Below are 23007 nucleotides of genomic sequence, written 5' to 3' on the forward strand. Positions count from 1 at the left end.
GCACATCCGGCTGTTATACCTACACTAACAGCAATAGAGGAAGGATTGACCGCCAGAGGGGTGGCGCCACCGGAATGGTCGCAGGCCTAGCTAAACGTACACAGGCAGCCGCAACGAGCGGCGGCTGGCGAGGGAGTCACTTTGGTGAGCATTCTATGGCCGTGGGCTCAATCATGTCACGGCCATTTAATCTTGCTTTACTCGGCCGCAGGCAAATTCTGCTGGGGTCTGCCCGCTATAGGCTTTAAACCTGACACTAAAATAGGCGGGATCCTTGAATCCGCAGGCGAGCGCAACATCTGACACCTTATCCCCCTGCTTAAGCATCACTGCCGCCTGCTCAAAACGAAACTGAGTGACATAGTCTTTAAACGACAGGCCGAACGCTTGTTTGAAATGCCGCTGGAATGTACGTTCCGACATATAAAGGGCCTTGGCAGCCGCTGAAGTACCAAAGTCAGAGGAATGGAAGTGCTCGGAAACCAGCGAATGGACACTTTCCTGCCACACCTTTCCACGATGCTCAGCAGCCTCCGTACTTTTCACGGCTTCGGCACGCCGAGCATCCAGCAACTTTTCGATCTCCACTTGCATTGGCTGTCCCTGCAATGGCTCGTTCAACACCAAATCAGCCCAACTGACGTTTCTCAGGTACTGGACGTCAAGCCGTGCAGAGTTACTGAGTAAAACAAACACCGGGCCATTGCCGCAAAAAAAATGCTCACTCAAAGCCTTGAGCAACTGCTCATCACTTGGTAACAGCACCTGATGGTCAATAACCACCACGTCAGGCAGCGGGTCATCGAGCAAAATCAAATCTTCGTAATCGCCCCGGGTATAGGTGACATGGTAGTGCTCGGAGAGCAGCTTAGCCCACTCCGTTTCGGCAAGGGTGTGCTCGCCAATCACCATTAGCCACGGATATTGCTCCATTGTATCCTGGGGCACAGGGCTAACGTGATCATCTCCAGACCTGGAAACGGACAACGGTAACCGAATGATAAATTCACTCCCCACCCCCTGGTAGCTGATCACAGAAATCATACCGTGGTAACGCTCGACCAGTTGCTTGACGGTGCTTAACCCCAAGCCAAATCCGGCTTCAGGGGAAAACTGAGGCTCTTCTTGGTAGTAACTATCGAACAAGTGTGCTTTGGTCTGATCCGTCATTCCCTGGCCTGTATCACTGACCGAAATGATCAGCTGCTGCTCCCGCTCTTTGACACTAACCGTGATCCCCCCCTTGTTGTCTGTATACTTCAGCGCATTGGACAACAAGTTGCCGAGCATGATCTCAAGATGATAAGGCGCCAGGCAAATTGATGTATCGGCACCCGTCTGATCCTCGAGGCAGAGCGCAATCTGCTTCCTCTCGGCTTCAACTTGCCAGCTCATACAGCACGCTTGGATGATAGGACTTACCAGCTGCTCACAAGCTTTTTCTGGCTCCATCAAGGCAAAAACGTCACGAGATAATATCTGCTCCGCAACATGCAGAGCATGAGCGACATTCCTTTCGGCAATATCAACCTTAGCCGGAGCCTGACTAAGTGGACGAAGATCAGACAGCAGCCCCATTGTTAGCTGCAAAGGGGTTCTTAGCTCGTGGGATAGCTGCGCCATAACATGCTGCCTTACATCCAAAATACGTTGCAAATGCACGTTGCTGGCATTGAGCTGTTTCTTCTGGAGTTCAATTTTTGCTGTTTTTTGATACACCGATTGCTTGAGTTGCTGTGCCTGCACCTTGAAAAGTTTGCTCCGCCAGTAGAAGAACAGCAAGATCAAGACCAGCACGGTTACGGCCAATATGCCAAATAGAGCCTGGTAAACTTGCCATGAAGATTGCACCCTGAAGTCATAACTCAAGGCCAGTGGATGGTTGCCCGAAGGGCTAACCCGGCGCACTTCCAGCGTATATCGGCCCGCCGATAAGACACCGACAGGCAATAGTGGCTGGGAAACAATGTTCCACTCACCGATCTGATTGTTTTCACCCACCAGCCGGTATTGGTACAGCGCTGATCGTGAAGGCAATACCTTCAATTTGAAGGCTATCGATGCCCCATACGGCAGTCTTCGTAGCTGGCTCCAGCTATCCCCCAGCGGCCAAATATCATTGTCAATCCACACCGCGCTCAGAACCAACTCCGGTTCATCCGAAAACTCATCAAACAAGGCTCGCTCTGAAATCCGCAGCAATCCTTGCCGGAAACCCAACACCAATGCCTGCCCATTGTCTTGCAGGCAAGCCCGAGAGCCAAGATCCTCTGAAAGCAGGCCGGAATTAAACCCAAGGTGCCTCTTTAAGTCGGCATAGTAACTGATATACGAGAGCCCATTACTGGAGGAAAGCCATATCCCAGTACTTCCCCTGGCAATACAATAAGGCTGTGCAAACTCAGGGGTGAGTTTCACCTCTTGCAATTTGAGTGGCTTAAGTGTCTGAGAGACCTGTAGCGTATAATTCGTTGCGATCCATAACTGCCCCATGCGATCTTCGAGAATATCAACAATCCCCCCTTGCTTGGCCGTATCGGGGACAAGGTGGAGTCCCCCCGCATCGAATTGATAAAGACCATAGGTTGTCCCCACCCACACTTGGTGTTCGCTGTCTTCAACAATACCGGTGATCTGCTCTCCTCCGGCGGGCTCCGTAAACCAGTGACGACCAAAGGACATCCATTCCCTAAATTCAGGCCAATAACGATACAATCCACCTTCGGATCCTACCCAAAGCGAACCAAAATGATCGACCATAATTCTTTCTAGTGGCTGCTCTTTGATGTCTTCCGGTATCTCTATGATCTCCATACGTGACAGACGAATATCATACAGAGTGATCCCGTCTGCCTGCAAAATCCAAAGCTGGCCATCAGACAGAACCAATTGCTCTACTCTCCCCACGCTTTCAATGTGCTCAACAACATCAAACCCGGAGGAAAGTTTGAATACCCCATTATCCGTTGCCAACCAATAATGGTCATCACCACCATAAACGACGTCGCTAATAAAGTTGGCATCGATCTGCCCTGACCGCTCACCCAAACGGATCCGGCTGAATAAATGAGAGCCGGCCGGAAGCAGGCTTACTCCTTTCGGCGTCGAGACCCATAAATTCCCCAGCGGATCCTGGTGAAGCCCCTGTACCCGCCGGTCAGGCAAAGCATAGCGATCATAGTCAGAGGGCATAAAGTGCGCCTTTATCTCCCCCGCATCCGTCATCAGGTACAGCCCCATGGTAGTCCCCACCCACACCCCCTGCGGTGTCGGTTGCAAACTCAGTACTGCGGGCTGGCTTCCATTCTCACCAAGAATTGTCAGAGCACCGCTGTTGCCTCTAATCACTCCCTGGTGAGTACCAAACCATGGTTCGCCATGCAGGTCTTGAGCAACAGCGGTAATGTGGTGATCGGCCAAGAGTTTAGTGGGTGGCTCATCGAGCGACAGGTATTGGTAGACACCTTGCTGGGTCGCAACATAAAGATGCTTATCCGTCACATACAAACCAGCAAGCTTGATCGGATAGGGAAAAGGAACAAACTCAACGTCTGGCTCGGTATCAGTTAACCGATACAATCCCCGGCGATTGGCAAACCAGGCTGCATCGCCCCTCGCAATCACCGATTCCACGGGTATTTGGCTGATATTGCGTCTTTCAAGACTGGCTGAGTGTGGAGAATATGAATAGGCATGATTATCTTTAACCAACCAAAGTGTATTACCAACCATCGCAGCATCGGTCACACCTGTCACGGGCCTACCCGTTCTTTCAACCGCAGGCTTAAGGTTAACGCCGTCATGGAAGAGTAGCTGTCCCCGGCTATCTACCAGCCACAAGCCTTTGTTTGTATCGTTAACGATTTTTCGGACAGACAAGGTCCCCAGCCCGCTGAACTCGGGCATTGGACGAAACATATAGCTTGAAGCAAATACCGCCGCCGAGCTCGTCAAACCGATACCCAATAGCAGTAACACAAGTAAAAACCGTCTGACCATAACAGCGCAAAAAATACCTAGCCCTTAAAATCTCCCACATTATGCAGTATTGATAGACTGAATATAAGCAGACATTTATAAATTGAGGCAAGATGCATAAAAAAAACGCACCTGAGTGCGCCTTTTTATCTAAATCATGGTGTAACACGTTGATATGTTGATTTAACTTTTATCTCAGGCACTGACTGAAGCTTTGCCCCAATTGATTGAGAAACTCAACGTAGCTACCATCACCGTAGGCAATATCCGTCCCCATTGGATCTAAAGTGCCGATATTGACCTCGGTTCCCCGGATCACGCTATCAACCACGGCAGGTGAAAACTGTGGTTCGCTAAATACACAGTGGGCATGCTGCTCTTTGAGTGCATTACGAATTGATATTAGTGTTTTCGCTCCTGGACGACGATCGGGGTCAACCGTGAAGTGGCCAAGGTTGTTCAAGCCAAACTGTTCTTCAAAGTAGCCGTAGCCGTCATGGAAGACAAAGTAGCCACGATCAGAAACCGGGGCCAGCCTCTGCTCGATAGAAGCCATTGCCGCTTTCACTTCAGTGGTAAAGTTAGCCAGGTTAGCTTCAAATTTCTCTTTATGGCTCGGGGCAATTTCGGCCAATTTCGTAGTGATCACCTGCGCCGCCTGTATAGCCTGCTCAGGACCTAACCAAAGATGAGGGTCAACCCCCTCATGACTGTGGCCATGATGGTCATCGTGTCCATGCTGCTCATGCGCATGGCCTTCATGATCATCGTGCCCGTGCTGCTCCTGACCATGGCTTTCGTGATCATCATGCCCGTGCTGCTCCTGACCATGGCCGTCGTGATCATCGTGTCCGTGCTGCTCGTGACCATGGCCTTCGTGATCATCGTGTCCGTGCTGCTCGTGACCATGGCCTTCGTGATCATCGTGTCCGTGCTGCTCGTGAGCATGCCCTTCGTGATCATCGTGTCCGTGCTGCTCGTGAGCATGCCCTTCGTGATCATCGTGTCCGTGCTGCTCGTGAGCATGCCCTTCATGGCCATCGCCATAGTGGCGGAAGCTGATACTGTCTTGCGCCGTCAATGTCAGCACATTTTCTTTACCTTCAAGCATCCGAGTCAGAAACTGTTCCAATTCAGGCCCGACCCAAATCACCAAATCTGCCTCATTGAGCTTTCTGGCATCGGATGGGCGCAGCGCATAATCATGCGGTGAGGCCCCCGCCGGCAAAAGAGTCTCCGTCGACGTTACTCCCTGGGTCAACTCCTGGACGATCATGGTAATTGGCTTAACAGTTGAAACCACCTTAAGTTCTTCGGCATGCAATGAGGGCGCAGCTAAAAGCCCTAAAGTGCTGCAAGTGAGGAGTAAACGGCGCATAATAGGTTCCCTGAATAATTCTTGATTACAACAACTGCCAAGAATGTTATATTATAACATCTCACTTTGGCAAATATCTAAGCAAAGAAAAATATGACCTCCTTAGTTGAATTACAGTCGGTCACAGTCACCTTCGCCGAACGGCACGTACTGGATCAAGTTTCGCTCAAACTGGAGCGGGGACAGATCACGACCCTGATCGGCCCAAATGGTGCCGGCAAGTCGACGCTTGTCAAAGTCATTACGGGGTTGAACAAACCAACAGTCGGGAAAGTTATACGCCAAAAAGGACTTCGCATAGGCTATGTACCGCAAAAATTGGCACTCAACAGCACACTGCCACTCAGTGTCGACCGTTTCATGCGTTTGGCTGGCCGCTACAAAGAGGCGCAGCGCCTTGAGGCGCTGGAGTTAGTCAGCGGCAAACACCTTCACCACAGTAATATGCATTCGCTATCTGGTGGCGAGATGCAGCGGGTTCTGCTCGCCCGAGCCCTATTGCAACAGCCTGATTTGTTGGTGCTTGACGAGCCAGTACAGGGAGTCGATGTCAACGGTCAGCTGGAATTGTACAGCCTGATCCAGTCACTCCGTGACAAACTTAACTGCGCGATCTTGATGGTATCGCACGACCTGCACCTCGTGATGGCAAAAACCGACCATGTCATTTGCCTGCACCACCATATCTGCTGCTCGGGCGAGCCGGAAGTGATCACCCACCACCCCTCGTATGTGGCACTGTTCGGCCGCCACCAATGCGAACAATTGGCACTTTACCAGCACCACCACAACCACGAGCATGATTTATCTGGCAACCCCGTCGGCCCTTGCCAGCACGAGCACCAACATAACGAAAAACACGAGACCAACAATGCTTGATTTACTACTTCCCGCACTGATTGCGGGTATCGGCATCGCCGTCCTGGCTGGCCCACTCGGCTCTTTTGTCGTATGGCGCAAGATGGCCTATTTCGGTGATACGCTGTCCCATGCTTCCCTGTTGGGCATTGCGCTTGGTTTTCTGTTCAATATCAATCTCAACCTTGCACTGCTTATTTGCTGCTTGGCCCTTGCGGTTATCTTGGTCAGCCTGCAGAAGCAGAAATATGTGGCGACCGACACCCTGCTGGGGATCCTTGCCCACAGTGCCCTGTCGCTAGGCTTGGTCGCGGTAAGCTTCCTCGATCACGTCCGCATTGACTTGATGTCGTATCTGTTTGGCGATTTACTGGCTGTTACCCCTGCTGACTTGCTTTGGATCTACGGTGGCGGTGCCGTCGTTATGACCCTATTGATCACCCTATGGCGCCCGCTGCTTTCGATGACCATCAACGAAGAGTTGGCGCAAGTTGAGGGCGTGAATGTTGATCTCATGCGGCTGCTGCTGATGCTGATGGTCGGTATGGTGATTGCGGTTGCGATGAAGTTTGTCGGTGCCCTGATCATCACATCCCTGCTGATCATCCCTGCTGCAACAGCGCGTAGGTTCTCACGCAGCCCGGAGATGATGGCAGCATTGGCGTCAGGCTTGGGAGTTATTGCCGTCATATTCGGCCTGGCCATGTCCTGGCATTACGATACTCCGGCAGGCCCATCGGTAGTCGTTGCGGCAGCAGGCCTGTTCCTACTCAGTCAGTTCAAGCGCAGCGAAGCCTGATTGTATCCCAGCGCCAAATCAATGATACAGCAGCCCAATCTCGGGCTGCTGTTCCAATATCCTCTCCATAGAACATCCATTTGAACAAGCCCTTTAGTTAAACAAGCTTCGATACCGGCTATTACAGGTGCTCTTTACCTGCATCGCATACCTCCCTTAAGCATTTACTTTGCCAACCAGTGCAGAAATCTGCCAATAAAAAACCCGCCAGGTGGCGGGTTTCATTAGAGCTTGGAGGTAATTACCAACCAGTGACTTCGCGCAGTGCTTTACCAATATCGGCAAGGCTCTTCACGGTTTTCACACCCGCAGCTTCCAGCGCCTGGAACTTATCTTCGGCCGTACCTTTACCGCCAGAAATAATCGCACCAGCGTGGCCCATGCGCTTGCCTGGAGGTGCCGTCACACCCGCAATGTATGAAACCACCGGCTTGCTGACATTTTGCTTGATGTATGCCGCCGCTTCTTCTTCGGCCGTACCGCCGATCTCACCGATCATCACAATCGCCTCGGTCGCCGGATCGTTTTCGAACAGCTCAAGCACATCGATAAAGTTCGACCCTGGAATTGGGTCACCACCGATACCGACACAAGTTGACTGGCCGAAGCCTTCATCTGTGGTTTGCTTCACCGCTTCATAAGTCAGCGTACCCGAGCGAGATACGATACCGACTTTGCCCGCTCTGTGGATGTGGCCCGGCATGATCCCGATCTTACACTCGTCCGGCGTGATCACCCCCGGGCAGTTTGGACCAATCATACGCACACCAGCTTCATCAAGGCGTACTTTCACATCCAGCATATCCAGCGTCGGAATACCTTCAGTGATGGTGACAATCAGCTCGATACCCGCATCAATCGCTTCAAGGATCGCATCCTTGCAGAATGGTGCCGGTACATAGATCACAGTTGCCGTTGCGCCAGTGGCTTCAACGGCTTCACGCACGGTATTAAATACAGGCAGACCAAGGTGCGTAGTGCCGCCTTTACCCGGAGAAACACCACCGACCATCTGTGTTCCGTACTCAATGGCTTGCTCTGAGTGGAATGTACCTTGACCGCCAGTAAAACCCTGACAGATCACCTTGGTATCTTTGTTAATTAGCACAGACATTATTTACCCTCCGCTGCAGCAACAACTTTTTCCGCTGCTTCAGTTAGGGAAGTCGCAGCAATGATGTTCAAACCACTCTTCGCCAGGGTTTCCGCCCCCAGCACCGCATTGTTACCTTCAAGGCGAACCACTACCGGTACTTCAACACCGACTTCTTCGACTGCACCGATAATGCCTTCGGCAATCAGGTCACAGCGGACAATACCACCGAAGATGTTAACCAACACCGCTTTGACATTGGTGTCGGAAAGGATGATTTTGAATGCTTCGGTCACACGCTCTTTGGTTGCACCGCCGCCTACGTCAAGGAAGTTGGCTGGCTGACCGCCGTGCAGGTTAACGATATCCATGGTACCCATCGCTAGGCCAGCGCCGTTAACCATACAGCCGATATTGCCATCAAGTGCTACATAGTTCAGCTCCCACTGTGCCGCATGTGCTTCACGCTCATCTTCCTGTGAAGGGTCGTGCATTTCACGCAGCTTAGGTTGGCGGTATAGGGCATTGGAGTCAATATTGATCTTACCGTCCAGACACAGCAGGCTGTCATCACCGGTGATCACCAACGGGTTGATTTCCAGCAGGGCCAGATCATAGTCGGCAAACATGTTGCCGAGCCCCAGGAAAATCTTGGTGAATTGCTTGATTTGGTCGCCTTTCAGACCCAGTTTGAATGCCAACTCGCGTCCCTGGTACGGCTGCGGGCCAACAAGCGGGTCAATCGCTGCTTTGTGGATAAGCTCCGGGGTTTCCTCAGCCACTTTTTCGATTTCCACACCGCCTTCGGTCGACGCCATGAACACGATACGACGTGTGCCACGGTCAACTACCGCACCTAGGTACAGTTCGTTAGCGATATTCGAGGCTTCTTCAACCAGAATTTTTGTCACCGGCTGGCCATTTGCATCAGTCTGATACGTTACCAGATTCTTACCCAACCACTTCTGGGCAAAACCCTTGATACCATCTTTGGTGTCGTGCAGTTCAACACCACCCGCTTTACCGCGGCCACCGGCATGGACCTGACATTTCACAACCCATTTATCACCACCAATTTTGCTTGCTGCTTCAGCAGCTTCCTGTGGTGTGTCGCAAGCGTAACCTTCTGGAACTGGCAGACCGTACTCGGCGAACAGCTGTTTCGCCTGATATTCATGCAAATTCATGATGTTCTATCCGTTTTCATATCCCTTGGGGAATCGTTATATCCATGTAAAGTACTCTTTGGTACTTCTTCGATTGTAACTGCAAAAGTGGCAGGCCAACTGTCGAGCCTCACTGGCCTGCCTGCAGGGTTACACGTCTAGAAGCAGACGTGTTGGATCTTCAAGTAACTCTTTGATAGTAACCAGGTAGCCAACCGACTCACGACCATCAACCAGGCGGTGATCGTAGGACAGTGCCAGGTACATCATCGGCAGGATTTCCACCTTGCCATCCACCGCCATCGGACGATCTTGGATCTTATGCATTCCCAAAATAGCCGACTGTGGTGGGTTGATAATTGGTGTCGACATCAATGAGCCGAATACACCACCGTTAGTGATGGTGAAGTTACCGCCTGTCAGCTCATCCACTGTCAGCTTGCCGTCACGCCCCTTGATGGCCAGGTCGCGAATACCTTTCTCGATTTCCGCCAGGCTCAGCTTGTCGCAGTCACGCAGGACCGGCGTCACCAAACCGCGCGGCGTTGAGACCGCGATGCTGACGTCAAAGAAGTTGTGGTAAACAATGTCGTCACCGTCAATCGAGGCATTCACCTCAGGGTAGCGCTTGAGCGCTTCCACCACGGCTTTCACATAGAAAGACATAAAGCCCAGACGAATGCCGTGGCGTTCTTCAAAAATGTCTTTGTACTGCTTGCGCAGATCCATGATTGGCTTCATGTTGACTTCGTTGAACGTCGTCAGCATCGCCGTGCTGTTCTTCGCTTCCAGCAGACGCTCCGCGACACGCTTGCGCAGACGGGTCATCGGCACACGCTTCTCGCTACGGTGGGCAATCGGTGCTTCCGCTTTCGCCTCAACCTCTGGGGTGGCCGGTGCCGCTACCTGCTTGCCTTCTTTGACGAATGCTTCGACATCTTCACGGGTGATACGACCGCCCACACCCGTGCCCTTCACGTCCGCGGCATTGATGCTGTGCTCGGCCAACAGGCGGCGAACTGCAGGGCTCAAGGCTTCACTGGTCTCATCACCCAAAGCCGCAGTGTTGCGCTTGTTCGGCGACGACTCCGCTTCTGCAGGGACATCCTGGGTCGGCTCACCAGCCACCGCACCGGCTTTGATCTTGCCGATCAGTTGCTTGGTCAGTACTGTCGTGCCCTCATCTTCAAGAATTGCTTCAAGAATACCATCTTCCGGTGCCGGTACTTCCAACACCACTTTGTCTGTTTCGATATCAACCAGAACTTCATCACGGGTTACAGCATCACCCGGCTGCTTGTGCCAAGTTGCTACTGTTGCGTCTGCAACTGATTCAGGTAAATCGGGAACCAGAATTTCGATCGTCATATCGGTTTTGTCCTTTTTGTTCCAGTTCTTATTAATCTATGGTCAATGCGTCTTCGATCAACGCTTTTTGCTGTTTCAGGTGAACCGACATGTAGCCAACAGCCGGTGATGCTGAAGCCGGACGGCCTGCATATTCAAGCTGGGCGCCGGCCGGAAGCGCAGAACGGAAGTTGTGCTGGCTAGAGTACCAAGCACCTTGGTTCTGAGGTTCTTCCTGACACCAAATAAAATCAGTAACATGTTGATAGTCCGCCAGGGCAGCTTCAACGTCTTCTTTCGGGAACGGATAAAGCTGCTCGATACGCACGATCGCCACATCGGTCTGCTCGTTCTTACGGCGCTGCTCAAGCAGGTCGAAATACACCTTGCCCGAACAGAACACCACGCGCTTGACCTGTTTCGGATCAAGATCGTCAATCTCACCGATTGCCGGCTGGAACGTTCCGTTTGCCAAATCATCCAGGCTCGAGATACACAGCGGGTGGCGCAGCAGCGACTTCGGCGACATCACCACCAACGGACGACGCATCGGGCGAACCACCTGACGACGCAGCATGTGGTAAACCTGTGCCGGCGTCGATGGGATCACTACCTGCATGTTCTGTTCAGCACATAGCTGCAGGTAACGCTCGAGACGAGCCGACGAATGCTCGGGCCCCTGCCCTTCGTAGCCGTGTGGCAACAACATGGTCAGACCACACATCCGGCCCCACTTTTGCTCACCCGAACTGATAAACTGGTCAATCACCACCTGGGCACCGTTGGCAAAATCGCCAAACTGGGCTTCCCAAATAGTCAGGCCGCTAGGTTCAGCCGTAGCATAACCGTATTCAAAAGCCAGCACCGCCTCTTCAGACAGCACCGAGTCGAAGACCTGGAACGGGCCTTGTTTGTCATGGATATTAGCCAGCGGGATATACGTACTCGCATCGCCCTGGTTATGCAGGACCGAATGACGGTGGAAGAAGGTACCACGACCAGAATCCTGACCGGTTATACGGATACGCTTACCTTCATCAACCAAGGTGGCATACGCCAAGGTTTCCGCCATCCCCCAGTCAACCGCTTTTTCACCTTCTGCCATCGACATACGGTCGTTATATAGCTTCTGGACACGGCTCTGGAGCTTGTGGCTGTCAGGGAACTGACAAACTCGATGAGCCAGCTCTTGCAGACGACCGAAGTCAACCTGGCTTGCCCAGTCCACCGTCCAGTCATGACCGATATACGGTTCCCAGTCAACCGAGTGAAGTTTCATCGGGCGCCACTCTTTGACCACACACTCGCCGCGGTCAAGTGCATCGCGGTACTCGTTGATCAGTGACGTCGCGGTTTCCAGATCAACCGTCCCTTCGTCGGTCAATGCATCGGCATAGATCTTACGCGGGGTTGGGTGCTTCTTAATCTTCTGGTACATCAACGGCTGAGTCGCATTGGGCTCATCCGCTTCATTGTGACCATGGCGGCGGTAGCAGACCAAATCAATCACTACATCGCGCTTGAAGGTATTGCGGAAATCCAGGGCAATACGGGTGACGAAGGCCACCGCTTCTGGATCGTCGGCGTTAACATGGAAAATCGGTGCCTGTACCATTTTGGCGATATCGGTACAGTACTGGGTCGAGCGGGTATCATGCGGGTTAGAGGTCGTAAAGCCGATCTGGTTATTCACCACGATACGCACCGTTCCCCCTACCTGGTAACCACGCGACTGGGACATATTGAATGTTTCCGCAACTACACCCTGGCCGGCAATTGCCGAGTCCCCGTGGATGGTGATCGGTAAAACCTGCGAGCCATCTCTATCGCCTAAACGGTCTTGTCTGGCCCGTACCGAACCGACTACAACCGGGTTGACGATCTCAAGGTGGGAAGGGTTAAATGCCAACACGAGGTGCACATCACCACCCGGCGTCGCAAAATCGGCCGAGAACCCCTGGTGATATTTCACATCACCTGTGCCCCAGGTTTCATCATGCTTACCGGCAAACTCATCGAACAAGTCCTGCGGTTTTTTACCCAGCACGTTGACCAGCATATTGAGTCGGCCACGGTGAGCCATGCCAACAACCACTTCACGGGCACCATTGGTACCGGCATAGCGGATCAGCTCTTTGACCATCGGGATAAGAGCATCCCCCCCTTCCAGCGAGAAGCGCTTGGCACCCGGAAATTTCGCGCCCAGGTAGCGTTCAAGCCCTTCCGCAGCGGTAAGCTCATCCAAAAAGGTCAGTTTTTCTTCCTGGGTGAAAGTGCCGCGCCCAACCACAGACTCAAGGCGCTGCTGAAGCCAACGCTTTTCGTCTGTATTGGTGATATGCATGTATTCTGCACCGATGGAACCGCAATAGGTCTTTTTCAGCGCATCGTAAAGTTCTGACAACTTCATGGTCTCCTGCCCGATGGCAAAAGAGCCGACATTGAATGTCTCGTTGAAGTCATCGACGGTCAGGTTATGGAACTCAGGATCGAGATCGGATACCCGCTCCTGCTGCCATAGCCCCAACGGATCTAAGTTTGCATGCTGGTGCCCGCGGAAACGGTATGCGTTAATCAACTGCAATACCTTAACCTGCTTAGCATCAACATCTGGATCGCTGACGGTCGCACTTAGATGGGTTGTTTCCTTCGCTAGACGCCGGAAATAGTCGCGAACACGCGAATGAGGCTGTTCGACAACCGTCTCATTCACGACAGGCAAATCACTGAACACGTGACGCCACTCTTCATCTACTAATTCTGGGTCGCTAAGATACAACTCGTAGAGTTCCTCTACATAAGTTGCATTGGCGCCAGCCAGGTGTGAAGACTCAAGCCAAGCCTTCATAACGCCGTTCTGCATTGTTTTCCCTTAACCACTAGTTATCGCCATTTTCCCGGTCTTGCTCACCGGAATTGAGGCTGACTCCAGAGAGCGAATCATGAAGCCAGCATATCGATAATTCTATTATTTATACCGCACGTTTTAACAACATCGACTTAATGTGTCCAATTGCTTTCGTCGGATTTAACCCTTTAGGACAAACATTTACACAGTTCATGATGCCATGGCAACGAAAAACGCTAAAAGCGTCGTCCAGATCGGATAAACGTTCGTCTGTTGCTGTGTCGCGGCTGTCAATTAGCCAGCGGTAAGCCGCTAGCAGGCCAGCAGGTCCGATGAATTTATCCGGGTTCCACCAGAATGACGGACAAGAGGTTGAACAACAGGCGCACATAATGCATTCATACAATCCATCAAGGTGAGCTCGCTCCTCCGGCAGCTGCAGGTTCTCGCGCGCTGGTGGTTGAGCACCCTCATCAATCAGGAAAGGCTTCACTTTGGCGTAGTTGGTGTAGAACTGCTCCATATCGATAATCAAGTCACGGATCACCGGCAGGCCCGGCAGCGGGCGGATCACTATGGTGCTCTGATCGGTCAAAGCCGAGAGCGGCGTGATACAGGCCAGGCCATTCTTACCGTTCATATTGATACCGTCGGAGCCACAGACCCCTTCACGGCAGGAGCGGCGGAACGCCAAGGTCGGATCTTGTTCTTTCAGCAAAATAAGCGCATCGAGCACCATCATGTCGGAGCCTTCGGGCACCTCTAGGGTGTAGCCCTTCATGTGCGGCGCGTTGTCTACATCAGGGTTGTAGCGGTAAATCGAGAAATTCAGTTTCATGGTTCTATCCTCCCCTTAGTATGTACGCGCTTTCGGCGGAAATGCCTCACGATGAATTGGTGTCATGTTGACATCACGCTTGGACATCTCTTCGGTCTCAGGGTTGTAGATCGAGTGACATAGCCATTGTTCATCATCGCGCTCAGGGAAGTCGAAACGGGCATGGGCACCGCGGCTTTCGGTACGGTAGTTTGCCGCCACCGCCGTGGCATAGGCCGTTTCCATCAAGTTCTCTAGCTCCAGACATTCAATACGCTGGGTATTGAATTCTGTCGAGGTGTCGTCAAGGCGGGCATCTTTGAGGCGCTCACGGATCACTTTGAGCTCTTCCAACCCAGTGGCCATTGCTTCGCCTTCACGGAATACCGAGAAGTTATTCTGCATACAAGTTTGCAGATCTTTACGGATCTCAACCGGGTCTTCGCCTTTCTGGGTGTTGTTCCAACGGTTCACACGAGCCAAAGACGCTTCGATATCTGAATCGGTTGCTGGGCGCGCTTCAGCTTGCGCCAGCAGAGTTTCGCCCAAGTGCAGGCCGGTCGCACGGCCGAATACCACTAAGTCAAGCAGTGAGTTACCGCCAAGGCGGTTAGCACCGTGGACAGACACCGAGGCAATCTCACCACAGGCAAACAAGCCCTGTACTTCAACGTCAGCCCCCGCAGAAGTCTGCTTGATAGCCTGGCCAGATACCTGCGTCGGTACACCGCCCATCATATAGTGACAAGTCGGAATAACCGGGATTGGCTCTTTGACCGGATCAACATGGGCAAAGGTACGGGACAATTCACAGATACCCGGCAGACGTGACTCGAGCACATCCTTACCCAGATGATCCATCTTCAGCTTGATATGCGGCCCCCATGGACCGTCACAGCCGCGGCCCTCACGGATCTCAACCATCATAGAACGGGCAACGACGTCACGGCCTGCCAAGTCTTTGGCATTGGGCGCATAGCGCTCCATAAAGCGCTCACCGTCTTTGTTAAGCAGGTAGCCCCCTTCACCACGACAGCCTTCGGTTACCAGTACCCCGGCACCGGCAATACCGGTTGGGTGGAACTGCCACATTTCCATATCCTGCATCGGTACACCGGCACGCAGTGCCATCCCCACACCGTCCCCAGTATTGATGTGGGCATTGGTGGTGGACGCGTAAATGCGGCCGGCACCACCGGTGGCAAGGATGGTCGCTTTCGCTTTGAAATAGCAGATCTCACCGGTTTCCATGCAAAGCGCGGTACACCCCAAGATCGCACCATCCTGGTTCTTCACCAAGTCCAGCGCATACCACTCGGAGAAAATCGTGGTTTTGTGCTTCACGTTTTGCTGGTAAAGCGTATGCAGCAAGGCATGACCGGTACGGTCTGCCGCCGCCGCGGTACGCGCCGCCTGTTCGCCACCGAACTCTTTCGACTGGCCGCCGAACGGGCGCTGATAGATAGTCCCGTTATCGAAACGCGAAAACGGCAAGCCCATCTTCTCCAGTTCAATCACTGATTTAGGGCCATTTTTACACATATACTCGATGGCATCTTGGTCACCGATATAATCAGACCCCTTTACGGTGTCGTACATGTGCCACTGCCAGTTATCTGGGTGAGAGTTACCCAGTGCAACGGTGATCCCGCCCTGTGCCGACACCGTGTGGGAACGAGTTGGAAAAACTTTGGAGAGCAGCGCACACTTTAGACCCTGCTCAGAAATTTGTAGTGCCGCACGCATACCTGCACCGCCTGCACCAATCACTACCGCATCAAATTCACGAACTGCAATGCTCACTTACGCACCCCACACAATAAAGAAGCCTGAAAACAGGTAAACAAAAAGAACCGCAACAACACCAAATTGGATACCCGCTCGAAGTGCGGCAGGCTTGATGTAGTCGGTCAGCACTTGCCACAAGCCAATCCAGGCATGAATGAGGATCGACAGCAGTGCCAACATCGTGAAGACCTTAGTACTGAGCTGGCCAAAAAAAGCCGTCCAGGTTTCGAAGGTCAGTTCCGGGCCAAAGGCAAAGAAGCCCACCATATAAAGGGTGTAAAGCGTAAGAATGATGGCGGTAGCACGGATCAGGATAAAGTCATGAATTCCATTACGGCCGACTGTTGAGACATTATTTACCATACCAGGCCTCCTGCAAGCAGAGACAGAACACCGACAATGACAAAGCTCACTTTGGCACTTTTGATCCCGGTTTCCATTTCTTCAAAATATCCCATATCCATTAGCAAATGACGGATCCCCACCACAATGTGGTAGAACAGCGCCGTCAAAATGCCCCACAGCACCAGTTTCACGAAGAAGCTGTCTACGATCGCAGCAGCGTTCGCAAAACCTTCAGGGGATGACAGGGAAAGGCCCAGTAGCCATAGCAGGATAGCCACAGCAACAAAGGTGATCACGCCAGAGACGCGATGCAAGATAGACGCTATCGCAGTAAGGGGAAAGCGAATCGTCTGTAGGTCGAGGTTGACAGGTCTTGGCTTATTTACTTTCACGGTGATTGCCCACTCAGCTCCATTGAAGCAATGTTATTGTTATCACTCCCTGCTTCTACTGACGCCGAACACGCGCGTTAACATAACTGTAACTCGAGGTTGCAATTATGTTCTACATGCAAATGTAAAACAGTGCCTTCCCTAACTTACTCTAATTATTGATAACTTTGGCATTTGCGTCTGGCGGCGGCAGAACCAGAGACCTGCCGCGAGTATACGCCGCGCAACAATCAATTACAAACCCGGTTACATGGCCTCTAACACGCTTTTAGAAATTTGCATCTTTTTACCTAAACTTATTAACAAGCGCACACAAGCAAGCACAAAAATTGACATTTGGGCTTCTGATCGGTACAACAAATGTACATCCGCCTTGGATTAGGATTATAAAAAACAAAGGAGATTGTTATGGCAGACAAGAAAGCTACTCTTCACATTGAAGGGAAAGCACCCGTCGAACTGCCGATTATCGGGGGCACTGAAGGGCCTGAAGTAATTGATGTACGTAAGCTTGGAGCTAACGGTTATTTTACATTCGACCCTGGTTTTCTAGCCACTGCATCTTGTGAATCTCAAATTACTTACATTGATGGTGATAAAGGTATTCTGCTTCACCGCGGATACCCGATTGACCAATTGGCCAATAATGCCGACTATTTGGAAGTGTGTTACATCCTTCTTTACGGTGAGGTTCCGACCCGCGAGCAGTACGAAACATTCCGTACCACAGTCACTCGTCATACCATGGTGCATGAGCAGATCTCAAGCTTCTTCCACGGCTTCCGCCGTGATGCTCACCCAATGGCTGTTATGTGTGGCGTGGTAGGTGCACTTGCTGCGTTCTACCATGATTCACTGGATATCAATAATGATACCCACCGTGAGATCACTGCGTTCCGCCTATTGTCGAAAATGCCGACACTAGCAGCAATGTGTTACAAGTACTCTATCGGTCAGCCATTTATCTTCCCACGCAATGATCTGGACTATGCAGAGAACTTCTTGCATATGATGTTTGCAACGCCGTGTGAAGAGTACGACGTCAGCCCTGTGGTTGCCCGTGCCATGGACAAGATTTTCACCCTGCACGCTGACCACGAGCAAAATGCGTCGACCTCGACTGTACGTCTAGCCGGTTCATCAGGCGCTAATCCATTTGCCTGTATTGCGGCAGGTATCGCGTCACTGTGGGGCCCTGCACACGGTGGTGCTAACGAAGCCTGCTTGAAGATGCTGGAAGAGATTGGCAGTGTTGATAAGATCCCAGAGTACGTTGAGCGTGCGAAAGACAAGGATGATCCATTCCGTCTGATGGGCTTTGGCCACCGTGTCTACAAGAACTACGACCCGCGTGCGACAGTAATGCGCGAAGCTTGCCACGAGGTACTTCAGGAACTGAACATTCAGGATCCGCTGCTGGATGTTGCGATGGAGCTGGAACGTATTGCCCTATCTGATGAGTACTTTATCGAGAAGAAACTGTACCCGAATGTCGATTTCTACTCAGGTATCATCCTGAAGGCTATCGGTATCCCGGTTTCTATGTTTACGGTTATTTTCGCTATGTCCCGTACCATCGGTTGGATTGCCCACTGGAACGAAATGCACAACGATCCGGGCAACCGTATCGGCCGCCCTCGTCAGTTGTACACCGGTTACAACCAGCGCGAGTTCAAACCGCTGCATGAACGCGAATAATCACAGTTCGTTAAATGAAAGGGCCTTCGGGCCCTTTTTGTTTTAAACAACGGGACCTAGTAACTGGATCCTAGTTCCTAGAAAGAACAAAGAGCAAAGAGCAAAGAGCAAAGAGCAAAAGCTAGACTCTAAAGATTAAATCTAAGGACTAGCGCACTGTATTTTAGCTTTCCGCTTTTAATCTTTTCCTAGGAACGAGGATCGCTCTTAATCTCGTCTCTGCTTTAAACAACAAAAGGGCCCGAAGGCCCTTTTTATTTTCTATTTATCAGCTGTTTGTAATTAAACAAACTTGATCTTGGTTACTTCTTTCAAGCCAGATAGAACCAGCGTTGGCAGTGATGCGGCCAAGAACACCGTGATTAGGTGGCTACCAGACAGACCTTCTGTGCTGAAGATGAACTGGCCAACGCCGGTGTAAATCACCCCCAGAGACAGCGTTGCAGACAGCGCTACCGCACCCAACAGTGATTTGTTGGTGAATGGGTTCTTGCGGAACAGCGTGCTGAACGAGCGTGAATCAAAGATGTGCCATAGCTGACAGAACACTAGCATTGCAAAGGCCATTGTCTGTGCGTAGTTAGCACTTAGGCCTGCGTTCATCGCCCAGTTGAATGCCAGGAAGCTCATTCCCCCCTGTGCTAGACCACGGATAACGATACGGGTACCTAGGTGGTCGCTGAAGAAGCTCTCGTTACGCTTGCGCGGTTTACGCTCCATCAGGTCTTTCTCTTCTGGGTCAACACCCAGCGCCAGTGCAGGCAGACCATCTGATACCAGGTTGATCCATAGAATCATTAGTGGTGTCAGCGGCAGGGCAACTTCTGGACCCATGAACAGGAAAGCAAACAGGATTACCGATACTTCACCGACGTTGGCAGTCAGGGCCTGGCGGATGAACTTACGCAGGTTATCGAAGATCTGACGCCCCTGGCGTACCGCTTTAACAATCGTGCTGAAGTTGTCATCCAGCAGGATCAGATCACCTGAATCTTTAGCAACAGAAGTACCAGTGATACCCATCGCCACACCGATGTCTGCACGGCGAAGTGCTGGTGCATCGTTCACCCCGTCACCTGTCATTGCAGCGACTTCGTTGTTGTACTGCTGAGCCTGTACGATACGTAGCTTATGCTCTGGCGTTACACGGGCAAATACGGCAACGTTCGGACAGATACGACGCAGTTCTTCATCGTCCATGTCATCTAGCTGGCTACCCGTAACTACGAGGTCTTCCTCGCTACGGATAATACCGATGTCACGAGCGATAGCTGCTGCCGTTAGTGCGTGGTCACCGGTGATCATGACCGTACGAACACCCGCATCGTAACAGCTATCTACCGCTGCGCGTACTTCAGGGCGCGGTGGATCCATGATGCCGTACAAGCCAAGGATCGTCACATCCTGCTCAAGTTCGGTGTGGTCACGCTTGAGGTCGTCCTCAGACAGCTCACGGAAACCGACTGCTAGGGTACGTAGTGCCTGCTCGGCGAAATCCTGAATAGCCGCTTCGTAGCTAACAACCATCTCTTCTGCTGGGTTGGCCGCTACCGCAAGGTTACCTTCCATTGAGGTTGGCTGGTGAGCAACAACTTCACCGTTAACCATGAAGCCTGACGCATTGCGCAGAACCACATCTGGTGCACCCTTGATAGCAAGGAAGTGCTTACCCTGTAGGTCTTTCACGATAACCGAGGCCATCTTGCGTCCAGAATCGAACGGGAACTTCTCAACGATTGAGTAGCCGCCGCTTGACAGCATTTCAGCCTGCTGTAGCCCTGCTTTCGCTGCAGCAACAATCAATGCGCCTTCGGTTGGGTTACCGCGTACTGTCGACTTGTCACCGTCCTGGATGTATTCAGAATCATTACACAGCGTCGCAACAACCAGGCCTTTCATCATCTCTGGGCTGTCTTTAGCGTCAGTGCTGTGCGATAGCGGCTTGAACTCGCCCTCAGGAGAGAAACCTTTACCGCTCACTTCCCAGTAACGGCCAGACGCATCGTAAGCTTTCATCACCTGCATCTGGTTCTGGGTTAGGGTACCTGTCTTATCTGAGCAGATCACCGTTGTTGAACCGAGTGTTTCAATCGCCGCTAGCTGCTTAGCCAGTGCGTTACTCTTAACCATGCGGGTTGAACCCATGGTCAAAACGATAGTCACAACCGTAGGCAGACCTTCAGGAATTGCCGCCACAGACAGTGAAATACCCGTATTCAGAATTTCAAGCCACGGCATACCGTGGTAAAGGCCGATCACACAAACTACCGCTACTACGCCCAACGCGACAACCATGAGCGATTTGGCGATCAGGTCCATACGCTCTTGCATCGGGGTCTTGGTTTCTTCGGTGTTTGCCATCATGTCGGCAATGTGGCCCACTTCGGTCTGCATACCGGTACCGACAACGATACCCAGGCCTGTACCTGAAGTGACCATGGTGGTCATAAAGCCCATGTTCTTCTGATCGCCAAGACCGATGTGCCCATCTTCCAGGGCATCGGCTTTCTTGTTAACCGGCTCAGACTCACCGGTCAGAGCGGCTTCATCGATAGACAGACGGTTCGCTTCAATGATACGCACATCAGCAGCAAGAATGTCACCAGTGCTTATTTTAAGCACATCACCCGGTACAATCTCACGCGCTGGGATATCTACCCATTCACCATTACGACGGACCTGCGCCATAGGGGCAGCCATGTCGCGCAATGCTTCCATCCCTTTCTGGGCTTTGAATTCCTGCCAGAAAGCGATCACCACGTTGATGACAATGATGACACCGATAGCTACGGCATCAATCAAGTGACCAGTGAAGAAGGAAACAATCGCACCAATCCCTAGGATGAAGATCAATGGATTCTTGAACTGATGCGCCAGCAGTTCCAGTACCGTTTTGCCGGCCTGCTCCTGCAGCTCATTAGAGCCAAACTGCTCCTGACGCTTTTTCACTTCTTCAGAAGATAAACCATTCTCGGTTGACGTACCCAAATTGGACACAGTACTGGCAACCGTTTCGGTAAACCACTTTTTAGTCATGGGGGAATCTCCAATTAAATACATTCAGTCGACATCAGTACAATTTCAAACTGATAAAAAGCATTCGCTGAATAGGTCAAAGTAATTTAAAACTCGTTATTAAAGGCATCATGCCAATTAATTTTTGTCACATCCCTGAATACTTTCTGAATAAAGTATTCGAGTTCATTACAACGAGTAAATTTAAATTAACCGATAAATTGGTTGGTTGTAATTATATTTCGCTAGGCCGCACCAAGATTCAGGATGAATCTTTGACAATTATCAAAATCCAAACCGAATGTGGCCGATATCCCAGCAAAAAGTTGAAACAAAGTGTGAATTAGACCCAGATCTAACAGAAACAATACCTCCGAAATATCGAATTATGAAATTTTACAACACAAAATAAAAGGCTTAATGCGCTAACATTAAGCCTTTTATTGCCATTATTTTGGTTAAAAACGCGTTAAACCGGGTTATCTACATCAATAAACATAACATCAAAATTATGTTTATCGGCCAAATACTCGCCTAAAGATTTAATTCCATAACGCTCGGTCGCATGGTGGCCTGCACTAAAATAATGAATACCTAATTCTCGGGAAATATGAACTGTTCTTTCGGAAATTTCTCCAGAAATAAATGCATCCAAACCTTTATTTGCTGCTAATTCTATAAAGTCCTGGCCTCCACCAGTACACCATCCCAAGGTTTTAATTTCTTTTGGCGCATGATCGCCAATATGCAACGGCTCACGGTGTAAGGCAATGGAAAGCCTCGCGGCCAGCTCCTCACCACTCAATGGCTGGGCCAATTGGCCATAAATGGCGACAGAGTTCGGGTTACCCTCTTCTAAACCACCAAGCACTTCAATATCGAGTAACTCAGCCAGCTTGGCGTTATTACCTAATGTTGGATGGACATCCAATGGCAGGTGGTAGGCATACAAATTGATACCACTCTCAATAAGGGCCTTGATACGACGATATTTCATGCCGCGAATTTCTGCTGCCTCGCCCTTCCAGAAAAAACCATGATGAACCAGCAGCGCATCGGCTTGCTCTTCGATTGCCCGGTCAATCAATGCCTGGCAGGCCGTTACCCCTGTAATGATTTTCTTGACCTCAGACTTACCTTCAACCTGCAAACCGTTCGGGCAGTAATCTTTGATTAGGTGCGGGCTAAGCAACTCATTGAGCACTGATTCTAATTGGATATTGTTCATCGTCTATTTCCTTCTCCTCGATAGCGATATTCTATACCCAATATCCAGTCGCTGTTGACCTTTTCCTGTGCCTATCACCAGAACTGTTTAGAAATCTAACCCCCAAGTAACTTCAAGATGCTTGGAGATTAATCGAGTAGGAGGAGGCCTCACGGCCTCCGTCCTCTCACACCACCGTACAAGCGTGGGTCGCATACGGCGGTTCCGAATATATTTTCAGTGACTCATACCCATCTCTCAATGAGTACATGCCCATC

At 51.3% G+C, this 23007-nt stretch carries 15 protein-coding genes and 1 pseudogene; 3 read left to right on the top strand and 13 right to left on the bottom strand.

Going from position 1 to position 23007, the window contains the following annotated elements:
* Nucleotides 1–186 precede the first annotated feature (186 nt).
* Nucleotides 187–3978, bottom strand: coding sequence for an ATP-binding protein (locus tag C9J03_RS14630; protein WP_162845571.1), 3792 nt, complete (start codon nt 3976–3978; stop codon nt 187–189).
* Between the two features lie 190 nt (nt 3979–4168).
* Nucleotides 4169–5356, bottom strand: coding sequence for a zinc ABC transporter substrate-binding protein ZnuA (locus tag C9J03_RS14635; RefSeq protein ID WP_044622798.1), 1188 nt, complete (start codon nt 5354–5356; stop codon nt 4169–4171).
* 93 nt (nt 5357–5449) lie between these two features.
* On the opposite strand from C9J03_RS14635, the gene znuC reads away from it, so the two are divergent.
* Together znuC and znuB are read left to right on the top strand one after the other, a co-directional pair.
* Nucleotides 5450–6235, top strand: coding sequence for a zinc ABC transporter ATP-binding protein ZnuC (znuC, locus tag C9J03_RS14640; protein WP_044622797.1), 786 nt, complete (start codon nt 5450–5452; stop codon nt 6233–6235).
* A complete protein-coding gene (znuB, locus tag C9J03_RS14645) occupies nt 6228–7013 on the top strand; it encodes a zinc ABC transporter permease subunit ZnuB (RefSeq protein ID WP_044622796.1) in 786 nt (261 codons plus the stop codon). Before znuC ends, znuB begins: the two co-directional genes overlap by 8 nt.
* Nucleotides 7014–7254: 241 nt before the next feature.
* Here znuB and sucD read toward each other — a convergent pair whose 3' ends face one another.
* The 8 genes from sucD to sdhC form a co-directional block, all read right to left on the bottom strand.
* Nucleotides 7255–8127: a succinate--CoA ligase subunit alpha gene (gene sucD, locus C9J03_RS14650; protein WP_039463316.1), complete on the bottom strand. Its 873-nt coding sequence runs from the start codon at nt 8125–8127 to the stop codon at nt 7255–7257.
* Nucleotides 8127–9293, bottom strand: a complete 1167-nt coding sequence (gene sucC, locus C9J03_RS14655) for an ADP-forming succinate--CoA ligase subunit beta (RefSeq protein ID WP_044622795.1) — start codon at nt 9291–9293, stop codon at nt 8127–8129. Before sucC ends, sucD begins: the two co-directional genes overlap by 1 nt.
* Nucleotides 9294–9422: 129 nt before the next feature.
* Nucleotides 9423–10640 carry a 2-oxoglutarate dehydrogenase complex dihydrolipoyllysine-residue succinyltransferase gene (odhB, locus tag C9J03_RS14660; protein ID WP_044622794.1) on the bottom strand — a complete coding sequence of 406 codons (1218 nt, stop codon included), beginning with the start codon at nt 10638–10640 and terminating at the stop codon, nt 9423–9425.
* A gap of 31 nt (nt 10641–10671) precedes the next feature.
* Nucleotides 10672–13482, bottom strand: a complete 2811-nt coding sequence (gene sucA, locus C9J03_RS14665; protein ID WP_044622793.1) for a 2-oxoglutarate dehydrogenase E1 component — start codon at nt 13480–13482, stop codon at nt 10672–10674.
* Between the two features lie 109 nt (nt 13483–13591).
* Nucleotides 13592–14305 carry a succinate dehydrogenase iron-sulfur subunit gene (locus C9J03_RS14670; RefSeq protein ID WP_044622792.1) on the bottom strand — a complete coding sequence of 238 codons (714 nt, stop codon included), beginning with the start codon at nt 14303–14305 and terminating at the stop codon, nt 13592–13594.
* 15 nt (nt 14306–14320) lie between these two features.
* Nucleotides 14321–16087 (bottom strand): succinate dehydrogenase flavoprotein subunit, encoded by a 1767-nt coding sequence (sdhA, locus tag C9J03_RS14675; RefSeq protein ID WP_044622791.1) that lies wholly within the window; start codon nt 16085–16087, stop codon nt 14321–14323.
* Nucleotides 16088–16435: a succinate dehydrogenase, hydrophobic membrane anchor protein gene (sdhD, locus tag C9J03_RS14680; protein WP_044622790.1), complete on the bottom strand. Its 348-nt coding sequence runs from the start codon at nt 16433–16435 to the stop codon at nt 16088–16090.
* Complete coding sequence (gene sdhC / locus C9J03_RS14685; protein WP_044622789.1) at nt 16429–16809, bottom strand: succinate dehydrogenase cytochrome b556 subunit; 381 nt, start codon at nt 16807–16809, stop codon at nt 16429–16431. The genes sdhD and sdhC overlap by 7 nt, the downstream gene beginning before the upstream one ends.
* 408 nt (nt 16810–17217) lie before the next feature.
* Here sdhC and C9J03_RS14690 point away from each other — a divergent pair, with 408 nt between their 5' ends.
* Complete coding sequence (locus tag C9J03_RS14690; RefSeq protein WP_039463342.1) at nt 17218–18507, top strand: citrate synthase; 1290 nt, start codon at nt 17218–17220, stop codon at nt 18505–18507.
* 282 nt (nt 18508–18789) lie between these two features.
* Here C9J03_RS14690 and C9J03_RS14695 read toward each other — a convergent pair whose 3' ends face one another.
* From C9J03_RS14695 to C9J03_RS27180, 3 genes and pseudogenes are all read right to left on the bottom strand, one after another.
* Complete coding sequence (locus C9J03_RS14695) at nt 18790–21543, bottom strand: cation-translocating P-type ATPase (RefSeq protein WP_044622788.1); 2754 nt, start codon at nt 21541–21543, stop codon at nt 18790–18792.
* A gap of 448 nt (nt 21544–21991) precedes the next feature.
* Nucleotides 21992–22750, bottom strand: a complete 759-nt coding sequence (locus tag C9J03_RS14705; protein WP_044622786.1) for a Nif3-like dinuclear metal center hexameric protein — start codon at nt 22748–22750, stop codon at nt 21992–21994.
* 166 nt (nt 22751–22916) lie between these two features.
* Nucleotides 22917–23007: pseudogene (locus C9J03_RS27180) on the bottom strand (group II intron maturase-specific domain-containing protein); the annotation flags it as partial.

Origin of the sequence: Photobacterium gaetbulicola (genome assembly GCF_003025515.1) — a bacterium.
Classification (GTDB): domain Bacteria; phylum Pseudomonadota; class Gammaproteobacteria; order Enterobacterales; family Vibrionaceae; genus Photobacterium; species Photobacterium gaetbulicola.